The sequence below is a fragment of the Sinomicrobium endophyticum genome, assembly GCF_052983315.1.
The window spans coordinates 1-20,131 of record NZ_JBRKIS010000051.1 but is presented as its reverse complement, the minus strand read 5'-3'; the positions used below and the strand labels follow the sequence as shown (position 1 = coordinate 20,131).

At 37.8% G+C, this 20,131-nt stretch carries 16 protein-coding genes; 15 read left to right on the top strand and 1 reads right to left on the bottom strand.

From position 1 onward, the window contains the following. The first annotated feature begins 276 nt into the window (after positions 1–276). Positions 277–708: a hypothetical protein gene (locus tag ACVBDU_RS20025; RefSeq protein ID WP_447181469.1), complete on the top strand. Its 432-nt coding sequence runs from the start codon at positions 277–279 to the stop codon at positions 706–708. On the opposite strand, the gene ACVBDU_RS20020 is transcribed toward ACVBDU_RS20025, so the two are convergent. After that, a complete protein-coding gene (locus tag ACVBDU_RS20020; RefSeq protein WP_447181468.1) occupies positions 705–833 on the bottom strand; it encodes a hypothetical protein in 129 nt (42 codons plus the stop codon). The two genes, ACVBDU_RS20025 and ACVBDU_RS20020, sit on opposite strands and share 4 nt — an antisense overlap. 401 nt (positions 834–1,234) lie before the next feature. Between ACVBDU_RS20020 and ACVBDU_RS20015 the strand changes: the two genes are divergently transcribed. From ACVBDU_RS20015 to ACVBDU_RS19950, 14 genes are all read left to right on the top strand, one after another. Beyond that, complete coding sequence (locus ACVBDU_RS20015) at positions 1,235–2,086, top strand: hypothetical protein (protein ID WP_447181467.1); 852 nt, start codon at positions 1,235–1,237, stop codon at positions 2,084–2,086. A 228-nt stretch (positions 2,087–2,314) separates the two neighbouring features. Further along, positions 2,315–2,749: a DUF5958 family protein gene (locus tag ACVBDU_RS20010; protein WP_447181466.1), complete on the top strand. Its 435-nt coding sequence runs from the start codon at positions 2,315–2,317 to the stop codon at positions 2,747–2,749. 189 nt (positions 2,750–2,938) lie between these two features. Then, entirely contained in the window at positions 2,939–3,817 is an 879-nt protein-coding gene (locus tag ACVBDU_RS20005; RefSeq protein ID WP_447181465.1) for a toxin-antitoxin system YwqK family antitoxin, read from the top strand. A gap of 330 nt (positions 3,818–4,147) precedes the next feature. Beyond that, the gene (locus ACVBDU_RS20000) at positions 4,148–4,348 is read left to right on the top strand and encodes a hypothetical protein (RefSeq protein ID WP_447181464.1); all 201 of its coding nucleotides are present in this window, start codon (positions 4,148–4,150) and stop codon (positions 4,346–4,348) included. A 532-nt stretch (positions 4,349–4,880) separates the two neighbouring features. Further along, positions 4,881–5,357 (top strand): hypothetical protein, encoded by a 477-nt coding sequence (locus tag ACVBDU_RS19995; RefSeq protein WP_447181463.1) that lies wholly within the window; start codon positions 4,881–4,883, stop codon positions 5,355–5,357. Positions 5,358–6,268: 911 nt separating this feature from the next. Further along, on the top strand, positions 6,269–7,264 hold the full coding sequence (locus ACVBDU_RS19990; protein ID WP_447181462.1) for a hypothetical protein: 996 nt from the start codon (positions 6,269–6,271) through the stop codon (positions 7,262–7,264). Between the two features lie 50 nt (positions 7,265–7,314). Beyond that, entirely contained in the window at positions 7,315–8,112 is a 798-nt protein-coding gene (locus ACVBDU_RS19985) for a hypothetical protein (RefSeq protein ID WP_447181461.1), read from the top strand. A 1-nt stretch (position 8,113) separates the two neighbouring features. Then, on the top strand, positions 8,114–8,833 hold the full coding sequence (locus ACVBDU_RS19980; protein WP_447181460.1) for a hypothetical protein: 720 nt from the start codon (positions 8,114–8,116) through the stop codon (positions 8,831–8,833). Positions 8,834–8,844: 11 nt separating this feature from the next. Then, positions 8,845–12,405, top strand: a complete 3,561-nt coding sequence (locus ACVBDU_RS19975; RefSeq protein WP_447181459.1) for an RHS repeat domain-containing protein — start codon at positions 8,845–8,847, stop codon at positions 12,403–12,405. 19 nt (positions 12,406–12,424) lie between these two features. Further along, positions 12,425–16,933 (top strand): DUF6443 domain-containing protein, encoded by a 4,509-nt coding sequence (locus tag ACVBDU_RS19970; RefSeq protein WP_447181458.1) that lies wholly within the window; start codon positions 12,425–12,427, stop codon positions 16,931–16,933. A gap of 17 nt (positions 16,934–16,950) precedes the next feature. Next, entirely contained in the window at positions 16,951–17,352 is a 402-nt protein-coding gene (locus ACVBDU_RS19965) for a hypothetical protein (protein WP_447181457.1), read from the top strand. Between the two features lie 138 nt (positions 17,353–17,490). Further along, positions 17,491–17,751 carry a hypothetical protein gene (locus tag ACVBDU_RS19960; RefSeq protein WP_447181456.1) on the top strand — a complete coding sequence of 87 codons (261 nt, stop codon included), beginning with the start codon at positions 17,491–17,493 and terminating at the stop codon, positions 17,749–17,751. A 503-nt stretch (positions 17,752–18,254) separates the two neighbouring features. Continuing rightward, positions 18,255–19,445, top strand: a complete 1,191-nt coding sequence (locus tag ACVBDU_RS19955) for an ATP-binding protein (RefSeq protein WP_447181455.1) — start codon at positions 18,255–18,257, stop codon at positions 19,443–19,445. Positions 19,446–19,670: 225 nt separating this feature from the next. Beyond that, positions 19,671–19,931: a hypothetical protein gene (locus ACVBDU_RS19950; RefSeq protein ID WP_447181454.1), complete on the top strand. Its 261-nt coding sequence runs from the start codon at positions 19,671–19,673 to the stop codon at positions 19,929–19,931. Positions 19,932–20,131 lie beyond the last annotated feature (200 nt).

Below are 20,131 nucleotides of genomic sequence, written 5' to 3'. Positions count from 1 at the left end.
GAGGTTTGGACTGCGAAGTTGCAAACTTCGCTGAGCGGGCGCAAGAGGTGTTGATGAGTACAACGCAATGTATTATGAAAATGTATTACGGACTGCAAATGGATTACCTTTAAGAACGCACTATACCGAGAATAACGGAAGTTTGCAGGGTCAAATACTCAATAGTTCAGGTGCTTTACAACCGCCACCAACAGCTCTTTCTACCCAAAGTGCGCCAACTATGCCAGCGGTACACGTAGTGCTTATTCTTAATCAATTTTTAAATAGATTTTAAAGATGATAAATAAAAAAGCAACTTTATCAGTTTTATTCGTGTTAGCATTAGGACTGGTCATATCGTGCAACTCAACTAAATTGATAAATGAAAATATTGGCGACAATCAAATTACTGTTGCTTCTATTCAATGTGGTAGTTATGAGGTCAAAAGCAATGAAGCTACAATTGGTTATGCTGTCAAACCTTTTATTGTAGAAGTTGATAGAGTAAAGAAAATAACAGAATTTGAAAGAAAGTTAAGAATAAAATATAAAAACAAGTTCAATAAAGATTATAGGATTTATACTTTTACTACAGACAGAGCTGGAGATACTATTTTAATGACCTTGTTTTTGTCATCAAAGCAAGTCGAGAATAACCCTAACTGGAAATGTCAACTACAAGAAGTTCAAATCTATCCTAAAAGGTCGGAGTGGTTTTTTATGCTCTAAAGCGAAGCGACATTTTTATTAAAGAAGTCCTTGAACTTCTTCTTGGTAAGAAAGGAATCTATCATTTTAAAAATCATAGAGCGTTCATCTTCGTCCAGTTCTTGCATTAGTTTAAACTGTTCCATTGCTGTTTTATCCTCAATCTCGACTTCCTGTGGCAAATCCCCGCTCTACGAAGTGTAATCGGCTCTGCGAACGTCTCTGACTTCGCAGCCTACTGCACATCCATGACAGGCCAATACATTGCGCTCCTCTCTGAGGGGCTTCCAAAATGGTGTTCCAGAATGTTGAACCACATTTTTGTAACTTGTTTAAGCCTTTTCATTGACCAGGCCTTTACAGCAATAAATGAAGTAAGACTTGTGAGAGATTGGGATACACCTCAGAGAGGCGTTTTTCGTTTTTTTCTTTTCATTGAAAGTTTGGGCAGCGAAGTTGCAAACTTCGCTGAGCGGGAGGCAAATAATGTTATAAATGAAAATCGATTAAGAAAACGAGATTCTGTTAAAATATTAAAGATGAAAAAATGAGTAAAGGTATGTTCATTGGGAGAATATTAATTATACTGAGTTTTATTCCGTTTTTTTCTTGTAAAGGAAAAAATGATAATCAACAAAAGAGACATTTTGGGAACACAAAGGATTCTTTAATAACCTATTATGAAAATAATGAAAAAATAAAACAACTCGTTTTAAAGGAAAGTAAAGTTATCAAGTACTACAGAAATGGAAATGTTTTCTCAGAAGGACTTTTAAATTCTAAAAACCAAAGAATAGGCGAATGGAAATTTTATACTAAGGCTGGTACATTAAGTGAGATCAGAGAGTATATGATTATTGAAAAAGAGCCTTATTTAAATCAGATTATTTACTATAATGAGAAGGGGGATAAGGCTTTTTATAGAACAGATAAATTTAATAAATACGATCAGAAAGAATATGAGTCGGATACTATCTCAAGGGACGAAAGTTTATATGCGGAGTTTGAATTTGCCAAAGACACAATTAATATTGATGAACCTTTGAGGGCTGTGTGCATCTATTATACACCTGTATTTAGAGAAAAAAAATCTAAAGCTATAGTGGTTTTAGGAGATCAAGAAAATAATTTTAATAAAGATTTTTCAAACTACAGAGAAGTGAAAAAAGACACTTTTTATAGTTTATCGATGGATTCAATCAATAAACCATATTTCCCAGAAGATGATGAAAATTATACTATCGTATTCGGAAGATGGTTTAGTACTTCTGGCAAGAAAACTTTAAAAGGCTATTTATCAGAATATTATTACGATGATAATGAATCGAACGAAAAAAAAGAGATTAGAATTTTTTTTAAAAAAGAACTTTTTGTTCAAGATAAAATTGATTCAAATTAAAGACAGTTACCAAGGCGGGGAAATTTTATCTATGAAAACGGTTCTATAACCTGCCCCGCTCAACGAAGTGTTCCGGGCGAACGTCTCCGACTTCGCAGAGCGGGGTAAGATTAAAAATTCTCTTCCAGGCGCAAAATCGACTATTGATAATCTTCCCAATCGAATTGATAGATTGAAGGTTCCACTTGATAAAAACTTACCACATATAACTATAAAACCTAATAATTGATGGAGCGATATAGTAAAATAAATATTAACAAATTTGCTCAAAATATAATCGACATTAATACACTTTTTGAGTTTTTTGCACATAAAAAGGTTAAAGAAAAACGTATATTCTTGCGAGAATTTGTGTATTATTTTTTAATACAGTCAAAACCGGAAAACGTTGATGTAGAGAGAGCTATTATTGATAGTTCTCTGAAAACCACATATACATGTTGTGTGCTCTTAAAAAAGTTTGGGGTAAATAAAATAGGTCTGGAAAAGATTTTGGAATTGCCGGAAAATGAACTTGGAAAGGCATTTGTCTTATTACTTAATTTATATAAAATTGCATATAATAGAAAGTATTTAGAAGAAAAGAATAACCCTGATAAATGGTGGTTTTGGGATTTAAGAGATGTCCAAAATTTGAAGCGTCTAGAAGAAATGAACATTTAAATGAAAGGTTGGAGGCCCCGCTCAACGAAGTGTTCCGGGCGAATGTCTCCGACTTCGCAGAGCGGGTTCCACACGGCGGACCTGCCTATGACCCTGTGGGCAATGAAAAGGCAAATCAAGCAGTTAGAGATGGTTTGTCAACCTATCCTGAATTAGATTCTGTGCAAAAAATACAAAAGAATAAATAAGATGAAATATTTTTCACGAATAATAATTCTTTTAATCCTATTCGTCTCTTGCTATAATTCCAAAAAGGAAAAAGAGTATTATACAAACGGTAGCTTAAAGTATGAGGTAACGATTGATGACTATGGTTATAATGGGAGCTATAAAGAGTATTACGAAGATGGGACTTTACGAATTAAGGGAAGTTTTATAGATAATTTAAAGCAAGGATTATTTACAGAATATTATAAATCAACTGATAAGTTATTGAAAACGGAAACTTTTTGGAAGAACGACACTTCTTACTATCAGAAGAACATAGGGAAATCAGGTTATATTTTAAGTGAGGGGGCATTAGTCAACAATAGGAAGTTTGGAAAATGGAAGTACTATGATGATAACGAAGGTTACCTTAAGGAAATACGAGAGTTTTTTATTATCAAAAACTCTACATACCTAAATCAAAATTGGTTATTAAATAGTGAACAAGATACTTTGACAAAAGGGAATCATTATAAAATAATATCATCAGACACGTTGGATTATGAGCAACAAAGGATTTACTTTTTTCTAAAACAACCATATTTTTCTTATGATAGTGATTTGTTAGTTTTAATACCGAGGAATAATGATGAATTGAAAGATGACTTTTCAAATGAAGAGACTATTGAATGGGATACTATTGATAATTTGGCCAATAGATATAAAAATCAAAGAAAATATGGAGATAGAAATCATGATGTTGTTTTTGATTTAGATTACTTATCTGCCGGCAAAAAAAGGTTAAGAGGAGTTCTTTTAGAAAAGGAAAATGTGAAAAGTGATACGCTTAATTACGAGTTTACTACAAGAAAAATATATTTTGATAAAGAAGTTTATATTAGAAACAAACAAGTTGACTAACCCCTCCACTCAACGAAGTGTTGCAGGCGAATGTCTCTGACTTCGCAGCTCAAAGCATGTCGATGAAGGACAAGTGTGTCAAGGCCTCCACTGGCGCTTATTCGCAATGGGTGTCCATCTCATCCGGCATCCCGATGATTATCGGGAGTAATGCCCTTTCATGTGCGTTACACCTGTGCTGAGTTTATCGAAGTAAACGCGTTATAAATGGGTCCTCGTTTCCGCTTTGCTCAAACGAGGACTAGTTGAGGATGGTACGGTTTCAGATCAAATAATTGGCTATGGTATTGGGAAAGCAATAGAACAAGCAGTAGATAAAAAATAATAATTATGTTTTTATTGCCGTTTTTAGGATTTTGGCTAAGGTTTGTATTTGTATTTAGGTTGAATTGGAAAAACATGGAGAGCATACGCGGGAAAAATGAAAATATTCAAAAAAGCAAGGATGTTAAAGCTGGTGCGATGGGTTTTATACTTATTCTTTCAACCCTTATTCTCTATCAGATCATAACCGGAAAAGTTGCTTTTTGATAATGGGGATTCAGTTTTGTAGGGGTAAATAATGTTTAAAAAATATTGCCCACTCAACGAAGTGTTCCGGGCTCTGCGAAGTTTGCAACTTCGCAGCCCACTGCACATCAATGACAGGCCAAATGCGTTGCGCTCCTCTCTGAGGGGCTTCCAAAACGGTGTTTCATAAGGTTGAACCACATTTTTGTAACTTATTTAAAACCTTTTCATAGACCAGGTCTTTGCAGCAATAAATGAGTAAAACTTGAGAGAAATTGGGATACACCTCAGAGAGGCGTTTTTCGTTTTTTTCTTTTTATCGAAGGTTTGAACTGCGAAGTTGCAAACTTCGCAGAGCGGGGTGCATTACATATTGAGAATAGTCACGGAAAATCGCTTTCTAAAGGTCAAATGCTTGACATTGTTACTTTAGGTACTTATATAAGTTCAGATAAAAGCAAATTTGTAGCTCCTACTTGGGGAGAAGTCAATTATCAGTATAGACAAAGTAAAGCTGGTTGGAAGTTTGGAGAAAGCCAAAATAAGTAGTGGTATGAAAAGAATTAAACGGATGCTATTTTTCACATTGCTCGCTGTTGTTTTTAGTTGTAACAATAATAATCAACGAGAGAAAAAAGTGGATAAAGAAAATACCGAACAAGAGGTAAACGGTTTTCCTCAAGATGAAAAGACAAAAGTTTTAAATCTATCGAATGGAAAAAAAATATATGTGCGTGCAAAGATTTGGGGAATATCGAGTAATCACGAAGAGATAGTTTTTTCTGAAAGCCCAATAACTATTCCAAATAAAGAGAAAGACTATGTTTTTTATACTGATGAAGTGTTTTATAAAATAACTGGGGACACATTAAGTTTATATGCTTGTGATTGTGATACCAGTGAGCCTAAATCTACTTTCAAAGGAGTTAAGGTTATTTTGAATGACTTAAAAACGTCAAGTCAAATAAAAGATTATAGCGAAAATTATAAAAAATACGGTTTAGAAAAAATGAGTATTTACAATGAGTAAAGTAAAAGCCCCTTAATTGGGGCTTTTGTCATATACTCTAAATAAATTTTCGCTTTTAGCGATAAACGCATCAATTACGGAGAAAATATGTAAACGGTTCCTGCTCAACGAAGTGTTCCGGGCGAATGTCTCCGACTTCGCAGTTCACTGCACATCCATGACAGGCCAATACGTTGCGCTCCTCCCCGAGGGGCCTTCAAAACGATGTTTTGCAGCCTTGGTTGCAAACTCCTATGTTTGTCCTATGTTTATTTAACTTCACAAAAAGTGGTGAGAGATGAGAGGTTATTCAAGGGTTGTAGCCGCTTCAACTTTCTTTGTAAAATTTCACAATTTTAGGGGGGGAGTAACCAGCCGTTTTTCTGTTTTCTAAAGTACAAACCGGGGGAGCTTGCCAGAGAGACAAACGCACACCGGATTGGATCTGAAAAACTTTAACAGTCCTGTTGTGGATTTCCGTAATTAATATTATGAAGTATTTCTTTCTTTTGATACTAAATAGACAACCGGAAACGAAGAGTTTTTTATCCATCGTATTATGATGTATCCTTTTTCGAATTTATACCGCTGATAATTAATCGTTTAACGAATTCAATGATGTAGGTTAATCCGGGAAGATATTGGTCTTTATTTATAAATGCAGTGCAGAAGTCTTTGGTGTTTATTTTGTTTTTCTATAATATTACTGTGTCAAAGAATAATACTCCTAAGGATGAATATCAACCTTGTAAACAAAACATAAAAGCGAATGAAATAAAAATTACCTCTTTTTCCTGAAATTTTATTGTGGCCGTAAACCACGGTTTTAATCCCCTATTATATGGACAAAGGCTTTTTCCGGTAAAGGACCGGCCTGGGCTTTTTATGTTTTTTTTGATTGTAGTATAGTACAACATAAAATCTGTATCTCTATGAAAATAATATTACTATTTCTTTTAGGTGTTCCTATGACACTTTATGCACAGGTTGTTACCACCAACCGTAACCCGGTGGGGCTGGAACACAACCTGTTATTTAATGCTACAAACCGCTACACGGTGACACAAACCGGTAATGCGTCCCTTAACCTTAATATGTTATTTGACGGAAAGTTTGCTCCTTCCTATACCGCTACGGGCCCCTCTGTTTCTAACCCTACCGTAATACATATCGAAGGGCTTCCCGCTTATCACACTCAGCGGGGCGCATGGGTCGGATGGTCCACCCGTGCATGGAATCCGTTCCACTTTAAGATTGAGGGGTATGATAGTTATAACGGGGCTAACACTTGGCGTGTGATAACAGATTATACTAATACGGAATATACCGGATATGATTTTTTGATAAAAATACCTGTCGGAGGGAGATATACGAAATTACGCTTTACATTTTATACGGCAACCGGTACTGACGGAAGATTAGGAATTTCCGAATTGTATTTTATCCACCCGGAAATCATGGCACCCTATGCGGGATTATACCAGGAAATTTCTGCCAATTCGTGGAAATCAGCAACCGATAAAGTGTATTATGAACAGGGAAATGTAGGTATAGGCACAGATAATCCGGACACTAAATTAGCCGTAAATGGAGTAGTGCACACCAAAGAGGTCAAAGTGGACCTGGATGGCTGGAGCGATTTTGTGTTTGCGGAAGATTATAAGCTTCCTACCCTGGAAGAAGTAGAGCTGCATATTAAGGAAAAAGGGCATTTAAAGAATATACCAAGTGCACAGGAAGTAGAGAAAAACGGGATTCTTCTCGGAGAGATGGATTCTAAATTACTGCAGAAGATCGAAGAACTGACTTTATATATCCTTGAACTAAACAAGGAGAACAAACGACAACTGGACAGGATTAATAACCTGGAAAAAGAGAATAAAAAACAACAACAAGAAATTGATCGGTTTAAAGAGAAGTCAAGATGAAAAAATTATGCACAATTATTACAGTTAAAGTATTGCTAACTGGGATTTTAATGATTTCACTATTACAGGTGAATGCTCAGGATATAATTAATAAAAATGTTACTGTAGATGCTGCCGGGTGGAAAAGGGTGGCAAAATTGAACGGTGCCGTAGGAAGAGGATATAACGAAGTGACCTTACATACTCGGGGAGGACAAACAACTCCCCGGGTTGTTAAAATTTCCTGGTTCAAAGGATGGAGCAATTATGGAGGATTAAATATAGTTTCAGCAGACCAAAGTGGTCACTGGTCCGAAGCCCGGATTACTTACGACGGTACGTATTCCTACCTTGAGGTAAATTTCACCCGTGATATTCCTGTATTATTTGTGTCCCTGGACCAGTCTGCATGGAGTGGAGGGAGCATTATAGAGGGAACATTACCCGGCGGCGGAGGCGATATTGTAGTTTCGGCCACGGTAGGCCGGGTAAATTACGGAGAAGGAGCCTTTTATCTGGGGTATAACGGTAATGTTGGGATCAATACGGCCAACCCCGATTCCAAACTGGCTGTAAACGGGGTAATACACAGCAAGGAAGTTAAAGTAGATTTAAACGGTTGGAGCGATTTCGTCTTTGAAGATAATTACCCTTTGCCCACTTTAGAGGAAGTAGAACAACATATCAAAGAAAAAGGACATCTGAAGGATATCCCCAGTGCTAAAGAAGTAGAAGAAAACGGGATATTCCTGGGGGAGATGGATGCTAAATTGTTGCAGAAGATTGAGGAATTGACTTTATATATGATAGAGTTAAAAAAAGAAAACCAACAACTCCGTAAAGAAATGGATGAACTTAAAAAGCCATAATATGAGAAATACACTCAAAAAAATATCAGCGTATGTTCCCTCCCCCTGGGGGAGGGCCAGGGTGGGGGTCTTGTTCCTTTTGCTCCCTTTTACTTTTTATGCCCAGACCAATACTTTCCCGGCTTCGGGGAATGCAGGGATAGGAACAACGAACCCGCAGGGAGGATTACATATAAAGGATGAGAACGGACTGTTGATTGAAACATCAGGCTTCCCTGCCAGAATTCGTATGACGGATGGTTTTACCAATACCAATACAAAAGATGATCTTCTGTTTGAATCTGACGGGGCTTTTTTGTTTAAGCTGGATCAAAATGGTAACGGAATAAGTAATATTCCCGGCTTCGGAATTTTTGACAAGGATAATAAGATCATATTCTTTGCCAGGGATAATGGTAATGTAGGTATAGGTACGGTTACTCCGGATGCCAAATTCACCGTAAAAGGAAAAATCCACACTCAGGAAGTCAAAGTAGACCTGGCAGGAGCCGTAGCCCCGGATTATGTGTTTAAGGAAGACTACCATTTGCGTTCCCTGGAAGAAGTACAGGCTCATATTAAAGAAAAGGGGCATTTACCGGGGATTCCTTCTGCTGAAGAAATGGAGGAAGAGGGGATTAATCTCAAGGAGATGAATTTGAGGTTGTTGGAGAAGGTGGAGGAGTTGACGTTGTATGTGATAGAATTGAAACGAGAAATCGACAAGTTAAAAAGTAGGTAAATATAAAAAACATGAGGATATTTTTTTTACTATTAGTATTTGGTTTTTATAGTTTTATTATCAAGGCACAAGAACCTTTGTCTAAACCCCCAAATCTCGGCAGTGAACCGAGTATACAAAGTCCAACAAGTAATAATTTAGGGAAATACGGAGAAATTCCAGTTTCGCTATTTACAGGAACTCCTACAATTTCTATCCCCCTAACTGATATAGAATGTGGAGAGATAAAAATCCCTATTGATTTACAATACGATGCCAGCGGGTGCAGACCTGATCAACACCCAGGTTGGGTGGGGTTAAATTGGAGTTTACGTGCTGGTGGAGTAATAAAACGACATACTAATGGGTACTTTGATGAATATGTTTATTTAGACCCGGAGAGAGGGGCGTATTATAATAATTATGATGTTCTTTCAGCACCCGATTGGAATACTGTAGAATTTTTAGAAGATAATTCTCATCTTGCTTTTGATGGAGGAGTCTATGAACCAGATGAATTTAGCTTTTCTTTTAATGGTATTTCCGGAAGCTTCATGTGGAATCATGAAGGAAAATGGGTAGTAAAGTCAAAAGAAAATCTAAATATTAAAGTAGAGCATATAACAGAAAATAATTACTTACTTAATTCCTCTTCTCAAGTTGTTCCCCGTGCTTTTACAAAATTCATTTTAACCACAAATGATGGTACCCAATATATTTTTGGAGGAGATAAGAATGCTATAGAATTTTCGAGACCTTCATTACCATTTCGAATAGAACCCTACAATCTCAAAGGACCGCCTGGCCCGGATAACACTTCAATAAGATATGAAAGTAAACATGAAATAAATCGCAACATTCAATCCAGTGCATGGCTCTTAACCGAAGTTATTTCCCCAACAGGAAGAAGTGTTAAGCTATACTATACCACGAGTGCCAGTTTGCAACAGGCAACATATAGTGAAATAGGAAGTATGATATCTCCAGTCAATGCATTAGGAAGGATATATACCTATGATATCAATCAGAACAATAAATATTACATAAATAGTTCTTATCTAGACAGAATTGAGACAGATAATGACGTAGTATGTCATTTTTCCAAATCACTTTCAAACGAATTAGTTCAGGATCTTAAATTCAAACCTTTTAGCCAGGACGGGTTTCCTTACGATGACTACGCCATGTTAAACATTAAATATTATAAATTAAATTCTTTACAAATCAATTCGGGAAATAAACCAATTAAAAAAATTCTTTTGAATTATATAGAAAACTCATCTGAACGATTGAAATTGAAAGAAGTAAAAATTTCTCATCTTGGAGGAATTAGTTCTGAAGATTATAAATATACATTGGAATATAGCCCTAAAAAGTTACCGACTTACAATTCCGGGCAGGAAGATCATTGGGGGTATTATAATGGGAAAAATTATTGGAATGGTGAAAGCAAACAAGAAGTAACCGAAATCCCAAATCTCGAAGGTTATTATGAATCAAGAGAACCTGATTCAGCATATATGGGTGCTGAAATTTTAACAAAACTGTATTATCCTACTGGAGGATTTTCAAAATTTTTATTTGAACCACATGATTATGCTAAAGTCATAGATTATAATCCGACTATACATTTAGAAACCCAGCAATCCAATACAATGGCTGGAGGTCTACGAATAAAAAAGATTGAAACTTATGATTATACATCCTCTGTTCCATTAGTTCAAGAATACTTTTATGCTAAAGATTATATCAACGGCGGGACTACTTCCAGTGGAGTATTGGCAGGAAAACCTATATATTATGAGGAAGGTAACGGATTACATGGGTCTTCCTTTCGAAAATTCAGTAGTTTGCCTTTAAATTATTTAAACACTACTAATGGGAATCATATCACTTACACCGAAGTAACGGAAAAAAACAAAGAAGGATATATCACTCACGCCTACACAAATCATGATAATGGCTATATGGATAAAGAACCATTTGCCCAAACTAATGAAGCGGAATCTTCAAAATATGCCAAAAAATTCTTTGGTAAATTAGATTTGGAAAGAGGGCTTCCTTTAAGTACAAAATATTACGATAAAACTAAGTTTTTAATAAAAAGCCTTACCAATCAATATAATTCAAATCCAAACAGGTATAATAGTTATGTTCGATCAGTGGGGGGAGTTGGGAATATTTATATATTTTCCGTCAGTCGAGTAGCTTATCCGTTATATTCATTTTATCCCTATTTAGAAAAGCAGACTATAAAGGAGTACTTTAAAAATGGAGAAGAAGTAAGTGCCGTTGTGTCATATAAGTATAATTCCAAACAATTGGTAAATGAGATTCAAGAGACAAATAGTAAGGATGAAATCCTGACCACAAAATATACCTACCCTTTTAACCTCACTTCGTCAAATCTATACCGAGAGATGACTAACAAAAATATGCTTGATTATAAAGTTATTGAAGAACAACTAAAAGGAAACAAAAAAATTAAGCATATAAAGACCGATTATAAAGACTGGGAAGACAATTTAATATTATCAGGACAAATCCAGGTATCGAAAGAAGGAGATGAAGTTGAAGATTTTATAGTGTATCACAACTATGACCGTTATGGAAACCCTTCGGAGATATCCAAAAATGCAGGGCCACATTCGGCGTATTTATGGGGATACGAAGGACGTTATCCAATAGCCAAATGTATAACTCCTAATGACGCTTCCGGGCTTAAGGTATCTGTGAATAGTTACCCCCTTAAAAAGGAGGCTTATGCAACTGGGGGGACCGTAGGATCAGGAGGCAGTTTGGGGTCTTTTACTTTAGAAAGGTCCGGATCAGTTACTGTTTACATCGAAGAGCTTAATATTCAGGATTTTACTAATGATGCTACATTATCTATTGTAATGGATGTATTACAAGGAAATAATATAGCGAAAAGCCTTAATTTTAGCTTTAATTATTATGCAAGTTCGGGTAATTGGATGCCTTCCCCGGGAGGTGACCAGTTCTCCGTATCACTTCCTGCCGGAAACTATTCTCTTAAGTTCAACCCATCTGGTTCCAGTTTCTTATATAATGGATCAACAAGTATGGGGTTACCGAATTTTACTTTTAATGGTAGTATACGTTATCGGCACCGGGTCACGGAAGAAGTAGCGGGAAAGTTCTTTCATACCAGCTTCGAAGACGACATTACTGCCAATCCGGTATATGCATATACAGGTAAAAAGAGTCATTACGGTACCTATGAAATGAGTTTGGTAGCATCGGGAGCCGGAGATTATGTTTTGGAATACTGGATGTATAACGTTTCCACAAAATCCTGGGAACGTAACGAAGAATTGGCGTCCATAACATCTTCTGGGAATTTTACCAAAACTATCGGGCAATCCAATAGGTATATAGATGAAATCCGGCTTTATCCCTCAAATGCCCAAATCACTACGTATACCTATGATCCATTAATCGGTATGACCAGTATGACCGATGCCAGTGGCCGTGTAACTACCTATAATTACGATGATTTCAATCGATTGGAGTTTGTACGGGATGAGAGAGGTAAACTTATACAGGAGAACAAATATCATTACAAGAACTAACCCGCTATAACATTTAAAGATGAAAAAAAAGATAATATTAATTTTTTTGTGTTCTTTTTGGAGCCTTGTTGTTATTCCTGTATTTGCTCAGAATGTTCGGATTGTGGGCTCTGATTATGTACAGTACGGAGAAACAGAGATTTACGAAGTAGTCGGGTACCAGGGAACTATTACAGGTGCCATATGGACAGTTCAGGGAGGAACAATTGTATCGGGAGGCTCCGGGAGTGGTATTCGGGTAAAATGGGATCAAGCCGTTAATAATGCAACAATACGTTTTAACGGTTATTCTATAGGAAGTCTTTCTTTTTCGGTAACTATAGGAAATCTGCCATTAGTTAAGCCGCCTAATCCCGTTATAAGTAGCTCCAAGTGCGGGGAAGTTATTTTGGCAAGGAGCGGTTCAATTCCTAATGGTACGACATGGTATTGGCAGGGTACTAATTCCAATGGCAAAAGAACCGATCTTGGGTCCGGAAGTACTTTTAAGGTGACCAGTAGCGGAACGTATTATATACGTGCAAGAAACGCAAGTGGTACCTGGAGTAGCGGAAGCGGCTCAGTGTCGGTTACTGTCACCAATAATCCTGTTGTACCCACCATGCCCGCGATAACTAATAATTGCGGAAATACTGTTTTGACCAGGGGAACACCACCCAATGGGGTAACCTGGTATTGGCAAAGTAGCGCATGGGGGACGAGTACGGCTCCGGGAAATTCTTCAAAGAGTATAACACTTAGTGAAGGGACGGTCTACTATTTACGGGCGCGAAGCAACAACATGGCGTGTTGGAGTAATGCCTTAACTATAAACTATACCGTAACCGGCGGAGGTGAAACCTGGTATGCCGATTTGGATGAAGACGGATTCGGAGATCCGGATAATACAATAGTTGCCTGTACTCAACCGGAAGGATATGTAGCCAATGCAGATGATTTATGCCCGGGAGAAAAAGGAATCTATAATGGTTGTACAATACCCCCGTATATCCCCGTACAGTTAAGCAATGACAATTATGTGTATACGCGTATTTACCAGAAAGGAATGCTCAGCCCGGAGAATATACAACTTGCCCGGGATGTTCAGGAAACAGTAACTTATTACGATGGGCTGGGGCGTCCTAAACAGGAAGTGTTAATTCGTGAATCGCCTAATATTCAAGATATAGTAAAGCATAGGGACTATGATGTTTTTGGAAGGGAGGACAGGGAATACTTACCTTTTGTACCTGACTCGGCAATGGGAGGTGACGGCACTTTGCGTGAGGGGGATTTAGTTCTAAGTACTCAGGAATATTACAAGACAAAATATTCCGACGATTTTGAGGGAATGAATATTTCGCAGGTCAATGCGTATTCTCAGAAACAGTTTGAGCCATCTCCTTTAAACCGGGTTGAAAAACAAGCTGCTCCTGGTAAGGACTGGCGTCTGGGAGGTGGGCATGAGATAGCGTTTGCTTATGGTACTAATAATAACCAAGAAGTAAGGCTTTATCAGGCCAATGTTATAAAGGCTGTGCAAAATAATGTGACAACCTATATTCCTTCCCTGGAGTTACCAAGTGGCAACGCCGGGTTTTATGCGGCAGGAAAATTATACAAAACTATAACCCGTGATGAAAACCACAGCGGCACAGGTAAAGAACATACGGCAGAAGAGTTTAAAGACAAGCAGGGCCGTATAGTTTTAAAACGAACCTATACTAAGGATACAACAGATACAGTAATTCCCCATGACACCTATTATGTATATGATGATTACGGCAACCTGACCTATGTATTGCCGCCTAAGGCCGAAGCCCATTCGACCCAACCTAATGGCACCAAGCTCAAAGAGCTGTGCTACCAATATGTTTACGATGGTAGAAATCGTCTGGTGGAGAAGAAGCTTCCCGGCAAGGGATGGGAGTACATTGTTTACAATACTCTGAATCAACCGGTAATGACAAAGGATTCCCTGCTATCGGAAGGAGGCCATTGGTTGTTTACCAAGTATGATGCCTTTGGTAGAGTTATATATACGGGACAAACCAATCACAGCCAGCGTCGGGGAGAGCTTCAGCGCATTTTTAATGGTGCTGCCAAAAAATATGAAACCCGTATACAATCCCCGGCTCCACCTACGAACATAAAAGGCACGGATATTTACTATACCAATGTCAGTCCACCAACAGGGATATCCCAGGTATATACGGTAAACTATTACGACGACTATAATTTTGACAAATCCGGTTTAACAATACCTACAGAAGTATTGGAGCAGGAAGTGGATATGCGGACCAGAAGTTCGGCTACGGGGAGTAAGGTACGTGTACTGGAAACAGATTATTGGATCACTACCATCTACGCCTACGATAACAAAGGCAGGCTTATTTATACCGCCAGTAAAAACCCTTTCCTGAATACCACGGATATCGTGGAATACAAACTGGACTTTGTTGGTAAAGTACTGGAAAGCAAAACTACCCATAGCAAAGGCAGTAATGCCCCAATAGTTACTACTGACCAATTTGAATATGACCATGCAGGCCGTTTACTAAGGCAATTACAGTGTGTCAACGGGGACTGCGGCGGGAATACCACGGGAGATAACCTGGTTCTAGACTATTCTATTACGGAAACCCGACACGAAGTGGCCAGCAACTCCGTTACCTTAAAACCAGGTTTTCACTTTAAAGCGACCAGTAATATAAGTTTTAGTGCTTCGATCAGCCTTCCAGAAGAGCTTATCGCCGAAAATATATATGATGACCTAGGGCAGTTAAAGGAAAAGAAGGTAGGAAATAGTGCGGAAAACCCTTTACAACGTATTGGATATAAATACAATGTACGTGGATGGTTAACAGATATCAATGATGTAGACAATCCTTCAGGAAGGTTGTTTAATTTCCAGATCAACTATAACAAAAGCAGGAGCAGTATTACCTCACCTTTGTACAATGGTAACATTGCGGAGACTTACTGGAAGACGGGCAATGATAATGTGATGCGGCGTTATGCTTACAGTTATGATGCCTTGAACCGAATTACTTCCGGGTTATTTAACGGTAGTGGACAAACCGATCGATATACGGTAGAAGGTATTACTTATGACAAGAACGGTAATATAGAAACTTTAACCCGCAGAGGTCACCTGAATAGTGGCGCCACTTCCTTTGGAATAATGGACAACCTTTCCTACGATTACAATACAGGAAACAAGTTATTAAAAGTAACGGATACCGGAAATAAGACTTATGGTTTTAAAGATGGCAGTAACACCAATAATGACTACACCTATGATGCCAATGGCAATTTAAAGACGGATGCCAAAAAGGGTATTACCGGTATCACCTATAACCATTTAAATCTCCCTATCCGGGTTAACTTCGGAAGCAATAAAATTGATTATATTTACGATGCCTTGGGAGTAAAGTTAAAGAAGGAAGTCTCCGAGGGAAGTTCTGTGACAGGTACGGAGTATGCGGGGAAGTACATCTATGAGAATGGGCAATTACAGTTTTTTAATCATCCTGAAGGATATGTGACTAAGGAAAATAATACGTATAAGTATGTTTACCAGTATAAGGATCATTTAGGCAACGTTCGTCTATCTTATGCTAACATCGGAACTGCAAGTATTCCGGAATTGGAAATCATCGAAGAGAATAGTTATTACCCTTTTGGGTTAAGGCATAAGGGATATAATGGCCAAACCTCTTCTTTTGGAAATAGTGTGGCCCAAAAATGGAAATTTGGTGGGAAGGAATTGGATGAGAGTTTGGGATTAGGAACGTATGATTTTGGAGCGAGGAGTTATGATCCAACTATCGGTAGGTGGATGAATATAGACCCAAAGTCAGATGATATTCTTCAGGTTGATTTAACTCCATACAATTATAGCTGGAATAATCCTGTAAATATTAGCGATCCCGATGGAAAATGTCCTATGTGTTGGGGAGCAGTAATTGGGTTTGTAGTAGAATATGGAACCCAAGTAACAACAAATCTAATAGAAGGACAGGAACTGGGAGAAGCATTGACAAATATTGACGGAAGTAAGTTGGCAGTTGCCACGGTTACTGGTGCAGCTACCGCAGGTTTATCGACAATAAAAGTAGTTGGAGCGGCTGCGAAAGTTTATAAAGCGACGGCAGTAACTTCTACGGCTGCTGGGGGAAATATAATTAATCAGTACATGGATGGAAGAAGTACAGTTGATGCAATAGAATTGGGTATTGAAATTGTGGGAGAGAATATTCCTTTACCTAAATCAGTTGCGAAAAAAAAGCCATTAGATAAGAAAATTAAAAAGTTAGAGGAAAAAGTAGATAGAGCTAAAAGAGTAGCTGGAGAAAAACCAAGACCATCTAGAGCAGAGGCTGTTAAAAAATCGAAAAAAGAACTTGAAATGGCAAAAAACAAAAAGGAAGAAAAAAGTAAAATAAATGAAGGAGCGAAAAATACTGTGGATTCTGCTGCTAAGGAAACTTCAAAAAAGAGTTTAGAACAAGCGTATGAAAGATATAAGCACAGAACGGATAATTAAATTATAAATTTAATCGTATGATAGAGAAAGAGAAAGTATCTAAGTTTCTTTTATGGCTGGGAAGTTTGCTGATGCTTGTTGTCTCAATTGTTTTGCTATGGAAGACAAACCAGAAAAGATTAATTAATGCTGGAAATATTTTGGTTTCTGTTGAAATTGTCGAAGCACCTAATAAATGTTCTAATATTGGAAAAAGAGGAGGATATTGTACACTCAAATATAATAGTAAAACATTTGTGAAAAGAGCAGGGAATAAATTTTGTCATTTGGTTTCTGGAAAAATGAATTTGAAAATGCTAACCAATAAAGAGAGGAATACATTCATATTCGTAGGGGAATATGAATCTGCTCAATTTTTATATGGAGGTTTCTTATTTATGATTGGTCTTATAATAATGATTAAAATTTTTTATAATTAACCCGCTCTCTGAGTGTCGTATACTCTATGCGAATGTCTCCGACTTCGCAGCCTACTGCACATCAATGACAGGCCAAATATGTTGCGCTCCTCTCTGAGGAGCTTCCAAAATGATGTTTCAAAAATCGGAATAAGAATTATGAACTGGTGGGAAATCGGAAAAGGTTTATTATGCTTTTTAGCCGCTTTTATTTATTTTAAATATTTATATGGTTCTTTAGCAAAAGAGGGAGAGAAAAAATTTGGCAGTAGTTATACCCGGGTTTTTTTCCTTGCAGATAAAATGAGGGATATTAAAGGCTTGATAGTTGGAATATTGCTTATTGTTTTTGGTTTGTTTTTTATCTATAATGAACTGGCAAGAAACTATGGTTGGGAATTGATTATGGCAAAGGAATAAAGGAAAAACCAAATAGGTTGATTCATGGGAAAAACTACTTTTTTAGTCCTTATGGAAGGAGCACTTGCTTCCTGCGCTGCAAACAAATATCCGTGCTCTGCGAATGTCTTTGACTTCGCAGCCCACTGCACATCCATGACAGGCCAAATACGTCGTGCTCCTCTCTGAGGGGCTTCCAAATCGGTGTTTCATAAGGTTGAACCACATTTTTGTAACTTATTTAAAACCTTTTCATTGACCAGGCCTTTGCAACAATAAATGAAGGAAGACTTGCGAGAACTTGAGATATGCCACAGAGAGGTGTTTTTCGTTTTTTTCTTTTCATTGAAGGCTTAGGCTGCGAAGTTGCAAACTTCGCAGAGCGGGGAATATGAATAAGTCCTTAACCGGGCAGTAGTGATTATTTTAGTATGATTACACAATACGATGTGCACTAAATACGAAATAGCGCATTTTTAAATGTGCAAAAAATAGTTTAAATTGCACTTTAGAATGGGCAATATATGGAGGTGTTACTAAATAAGTCGGTGAGATTAGTTCGTGGAGTAAAGACAGACAGCGTTCGTTATCTGTTTGATAACATATTGTGGAAGAATAGATTGATAGGTATTAAAGGAGCCAGGGGGACAGGAAAAACCACCTTGTTGCTGCAACGGTTAAAAGCGCTGAGGCTTCCGCCGAACCAGGCAACCTACTGGACGTTGGATGATTTGTATTTTACCGATTCGGATCTGGCAGATACCGCCAGGCTTTTTTACAACGGAGGCGGAAGGGTGCTGTTTTTGGATGAAGTACATAAGTACCCCGCCTGGTCGCAGCATATTAAAAACCTCTATGATGAATACGATGACCTGCAAATCGTATTCACCGGTTCCTCCATTATAGATATAGCAAAAGAAGAGGTGGATTTGAGCCGCCGGGCATTGATGTACACGCTTTATGGAATGTCGTACAGGGAATATATGAATTTCAAATACAGCTCAGAGCTGCCTGTCCTGTCGTTTGATGAAATTATCAGCGGCACGCAGGCATGGCAACATAAATTTCCCGAAAAATTCCGGCCATTAGAGTATTTTGCGGAATACCTGCAACAAGGGTACTACCCGTTTTCACTGGAAGATGAAGAAAGTTTTGCTACACGACTGCAACAGGTCATCCGCATTATCGTGGAGTACGATATGGCGCAGCTATCGGGATTTGACATCAGGAATGCCCGAAAACTGCTACAGCTATTATATATTCTTTCGGCCAATGTTCCGTTCAAACCCAATATTTCGGAACTGGCCAGAAAAAGTCACATACACCGAAACACGATCAACGAATACCTGAATTTTTTGGATGAAGCACAGCTTATAAGACAGGTTTATCCGGCAGGAATAAGCGTGAGCACCCTGCAAAAACCGGAAAAGATCCTTTTGAACAACCCCAATCTGGCTTTTGCATTGGCTCCCAATGCCACGGATAAAGGGAATCTGCGTGAAACATTTTTTGCATCACAATTGGCGGTACATCATAAAATATCCCTCCCCGGGCAAGGCGACTTTACCATAAACGATACCTATGTATTTGAAATTGGCGGAAGGAAGAAAGGACGCAAGCAGATTGAAGGGGTGGAGCATGCTTTTGTCGTTGTTGACGATGTGGACTTTCCCGTGCTCCATATTCCACTTTGGGCCTTCGGAATGTTGTACTAGGCATTAATCCTTTTCCGGCCATTGCGTAAATGTAATACTAGTGCTGTGAAACTCCGGAGAGCGGGGTTTTTGCTACAGATAAAGTGGGGGGAAAATTAATCACTAGAATACCGGGAATGACTGACTGGTCAACTGAAATTCTACAGCAGAATGTTGGTATAAAACTCTCCCTTATAGAAAAAGGAATTGACCAATACCCAAACTATTAAAATCGGAATAAGAATTATGAACTGGTGGGAAATCGGAAAAGGTTTATTATGCTTTTTAGCTGCTTTTATTTATTTTAAATACTTTAATGAGTCTTTTGTAAAGATAAAAGAAAGGAAATTTGGTGATAATTATGGCGAAATGTACCGTCTAGGGGATAAAATAAGAGATATTCAGAGTTGGGTGGGTGGAATACTGCTGGTTCTTTTTGGAATATTATTTATTTACAACGAATTAGCAAGAAATTATGGTTGGGAATTGATTATGGCAAAGGAATAAACACTCACTCAACGAAGTGTCGCATGCTCTGAATGTCTCCGACTTCGCAGCTTACTGCATATCAATGGAAGACCAATACGTTGCGCTCCTCTCTGAGGGGCTTCTAAAATGGTGTTCCAGAATGTTGAACCACATTTTTGTAACTTGTTTAAGCCTTTTCATTGACCAGGCCTTTACAGCAATAAATGAAGTAAGACTTG